The organism is Pseudomonas sp., assembly GCF_036387035.1.
Classification (GTDB): domain Bacteria; phylum Pseudomonadota; class Gammaproteobacteria; order Pseudomonadales; family Pseudomonadaceae; genus Aquipseudomonas.
In genome coordinates this window covers 1-4,037 of the sequence record NZ_DASVUM010000084.1, presented here as the reverse complement: position 1 = coordinate 4,037, position 4,037 = coordinate 1, and the positions used below count along the sequence as shown (strand labels likewise).

Annotated in this window: 1 protein-coding gene and 1 pseudogene; both read left to right on the top strand. The window is 60.2% G+C overall.

Going from position 1 to position 4,037, the window contains the following annotated elements; all coding sequences use genetic code 11:
• Positions 1-1,115: 1,115 nt before the first annotated feature.
• Positions 1,116-2,150: pseudogene (locus VF672_RS24565) on the top strand (HAMP domain-containing protein); the annotation flags it as partial.
• Positions 2,151-2,243: 93 nt separating this feature from the next.
• Positions 2,244-3,008 carry a methyl-accepting chemotaxis protein gene (locus VF672_RS24560; RefSeq protein WP_414705580.1) on the top strand — a complete coding sequence of 255 codons (765 nt, stop codon included), beginning with the start codon at positions 2,244-2,246 and terminating at the stop codon, positions 3,006-3,008.
• Positions 3,009-4,037 lie beyond the last annotated feature (1,029 nt).

The window sequence follows — 4,037 nt, the reverse complement described above, 5'->3', positions numbered from 1 at the left end:
ATGTCTGCGTATTTGCGCAACGGTGGATTGGTCGCAGAATATCGAGTCGATGCTGGTCGTTGTTCGCAATGCGTTGGTGCAGGAGCGGCTGGCGTAGGTTGTTCAGCTCTGTGTCGAGATCAAGATCAAGATCGAATGCGTCTGCCTGGGGGCAGACTGTTTCGCCTTCGGCGAGTTACTTGATAAAGCCCCAAGTAACCAAGGGCTTTTGCTCCTGGTTGGGCCCTTCCTTCGTCAGGGTTCCCTCACTCCGGTCTCGCTCCGTGGGCCCGCGCCGAACGGACATCCATGTCCTGACGGCGCTCTCGCCGCATCCATGCGGCTCGGCCCACTGCGCGAGACCTGCGTTCAGCCTGCACCCAAGTCGCGATTGGTGTCGTCTGGACTTCCCGCGTCTGAAGATCAAGATCAAGGGCTTCCCGGCTGAAGCCGGTCCTACTGGGGCGCCGTCGGTGCCACCGGCTGGACACGTTGCTTTTAGTGGGACCGGCTTCAGCCGGGAAGAGGCCAGGGTGAGCGATACAGATCTTTCGATGTGGCACCTGATTGCCTGATCGTTCCCACGCTCCGCGTGGGAATGCATCAGGTTTCCGGCAAGAGTCGGTCGCACTGACTGCCCTCATTGCTTTCAGTGGGACCGGCTTCAGCCGGGAAGAGGCCAGCGTCAGCGATACAAATCTTTCGGTGTGGCACCTGACTGCCTGATCGTTCCCACGCTCCGCGTGGGAATGCATCCCTCGACGCTCCGCGTCGCCTGGGTTCATGGAACTCAAGTTATGTACAGTGCGTCCCCGTAAGTTAATAGGTCCCCATGGCAGCGCAAAAAGTCGGGTTCTTACCCACTCCGGTATTTGACGTTTGTTAATTAAGCCTATTTAAACAACGGTCTTTATTGGATCCACCCAACATTTTAACGCCCCGCATTTGAAGTGCCGTTCAAACACTCCACCCTTCAAATACATACCCCAAACTTTCAGCGACAACCGGCCCTAAACTCCCGGCGTTTGCAGCCGAAACATCTTTCAGGCCGTGCCTTTTCTCGCTTGCCGCGCGCGCAGCGCACCTACGGGCACCGCACCCTCCTTGCTGTTATCTCTGGTTATGGACACACGCATATGATCAAACGTCTGGGTTTCAGCAGGAAGATCCTGCTGGCCGCTGCACTGATAGTGGTAGTTGCCTTTTCATGTTTCATTCTGGTGAACGACTATCGCCAGCGCCAAACATTAAAAAGCAGTGTCGCCGCCGACCTTCAACAGTTGGGTAGCCTGACCACGCAAAACATTCAGACTTGGCTGGACAGCCGCAGCCAGTTGCTCAACTCCATGGCGCAGCAGATCGCGGTTGACGGTCCGGCGCTGAGCAGCCTGCAGCGCGCAATCGGTTTGCCGGTGTACCCGGACAATTTCCAGCTCAGTTACTTCGGCAGCAAGGACGGCGTCATGTTCTCCGTGCCGGCAGGCAATCGCGCGGCCGATTACGACCCACGCGCGCGGGGCTGGTACAAGGCGGCCGATGCCGCACAGGGCATTATCGTCACCGAACCGTATATCGCGGCGTCGTCCGGCAAGCTGGTGGTGACACTGGCCACGCCGGTGCGCCAGCAAGGGCAGATGATCGGCGTCGCCGGTGCAGACATCTCCCTGGACGCCATCAGCAAGACCATCAACTCGCTGAACTTCGGCGGCCACGGCTATGCCTACATCGTCAGCGCCGACGGCAAGATTCTGATTCACCCGGACAGCAAGCTGATCCTCAAGAACGTCTCCGAGGCTTACCCTGGCGGCGCGCCGACCATCGCGCCCGGCGTTGCCGAAATCGAATCCGGCGGCAAAGGCCAGATCATCTCGTTCACCAAAGTGGAAGGGCTGTCGTCGGCCAACTGGTACGTCGCCCTGGTGCTCGACCGCGACGCGGCCTACTCGATGCTCAGCGAGTTCCGCTCTTCGGCCTTGCTGGCCATGGTCATCGCGGTCGCCATCATCATGGTCCTGCTGGGTCTGTTGATCCGCGTGCTCATGCAGCCGCTGCACCAGATGGGTCGGGCGATGCAGGACATCGCCGACGGCGAAGGCGACCTGACCATGCGCCTGGCGATTGTTTCCCAGGACGAATTCGGCGCCCTGGCGCAGTCGTTCAACCGCTTCGTCGAGCGTATTCACAGCTCCATTCGTGAGGTGGCGTCGACGGCCGGGCAGTTGGGTGAAGTCGCGGCGCGGGTCGTCGGTGCTTCCAATTCGTCGATGGGTAATTCCGATCAGCAGACCAGCCGCACCAGCAGCGTGGCCGCCGCGATCAATCAGCTTGGCGCTGCCGCACAGGAAATCGCGCAGAACGCAGCATTGGCGTCTCAGCATTCCAGTGAAGCCACGCAATTGGCCAGCGAAGGCCAGGGCGTGGTCAGCCAGACCATCCAGGCGATGAACCAGCTGTCCGAGAAGATCAGCGAGTCGTGCGCGAACATCGAAACGCTGAACAACAAGACGGCGAACATCGGGCAGATCCTGGAAGTCATCACCGGCATTTCGCAGCAGACCAACTTGCTCGCGCTCAACGCCGCCATCGAAGCGGCGCGGGCAGGGGAAGCGGGGCGCGGGTTTGCCGTGGTGGCGGACGAGGTCAGGAACCTGGCCCACCGCACGCAGGATTCGGCGCAGCAGGTGCAGGGCATGATTGAGGAATTGCAGGTCGGCGCGCGCGACGCGGTGATCAACATGACCGAGAGCCAGCGTCAGAGCGAGAACAGTGTGACCATCGCCAATCAGGCCGGCGAGCGCCTCAACAGCGTGACCCGCCGGATTGGCGAGATCGACGGCATGAACCAGTCGGTGGCGACCGCGACCGAGGAGCAGACCGCCGTGGTCGAGTCGATCAACGTTGACATTACCGAGATCAACACGCTGAACCAGGAAGGTGTCGACAACCTGAAATCCACCCTCGACGCTTGCGCTCATCTGGAACACCAGACTGCGCGGTTGCAGCATCTGGTGGGTACGTTCCGGATCTAGTATCAAGGGCGTCGGCCTAACGGCCTCTGGTTTCGCCTTTGGCGAGTTACTTGGAAAGGCACCCCAAGTAACCAAGGGTGCCTGCTCCTGGTTGGGCCCGACTTCGTCGGGTTCCTTCACTCCGATCTCACTCCGTGGGCCCGCTGCCATCCGCCATCCATGGCGGGGGGCAGCTCTCGCCGCATCCATGCGGCTCGGCCCACGGAGCGAGACCTGCGTTCAGCCTGCACCCAAGTCGCGATTTGTGGTGTCTGGGCTTCTTGCGCAGGAAGATCAAAAGCAGATCAAGGGCTTCCCGGCTGAAGCCGGTCCCACTAAGTGCATCGCGTTCCGGCAGTCCTTCCTGAGATTTGCTGAATAAAGCCAGTCCCACTGAATGCACGCGTCGCGGTTAGTGGGACCGGCTTTAGCCGGGAAGAGGCCGGTGTGAACACCCTCAATCATTCAGTGTTTCGCCAGACGCCTTCCCGGCTGAAGCCAGTCCCACTAAGGGCATCGTGTTCCGCCAGTCCTTCCTGCAATTTTCTGACTAAAACCAGTCCCACTGAATGCACGCGTCGCGGTTAGTGGGACCGGCTTTAGCCGGGAAGGGGATAGTGGGTTCACCCTCGATTTCGATCGTACCCACGCTCTGCGTGGGCATGCATCCCGGGACACTCCGCGTCCATTCCCGGGTCACGCCAGTCCAACTGGATGCATAGCGTTGTGCCAACGGACCAGCGGCACGAGATATTTGTTTCAGCCTCGCCATTGAGCCACCCGCCCAAGCTTCAACATCCGAGACAACTTGTCTAGCCCTCATGGCCGCTAGATCGCCCTTGCACGCCAACCTGTCCACACACCTCCCGAAAAATCCCTCGTCAAACCGTCCCCAAACTGCCACCCGACCGTCATCTTCGGTTCATGGAACTGCCACAGGCTGCCCCTAATGTCACTCGCACCGAACGCGGCCATGGACGGTCGTGCGGCTGATCATTCATCCCCGGCAGGACGCTGGAACCACAACACCAGAGAAGCCCATGACCGCAG

Bases quoted from the DNA above. Each gene is read 5' to 3' on its own strand.
- VF672_RS24560 (WP_414705580.1), top strand. From the start codon at position 2,244: ATGGGTAATTCCGATCAGCAGACCAGCCGCACCAGCAGCGTGGCCGCC.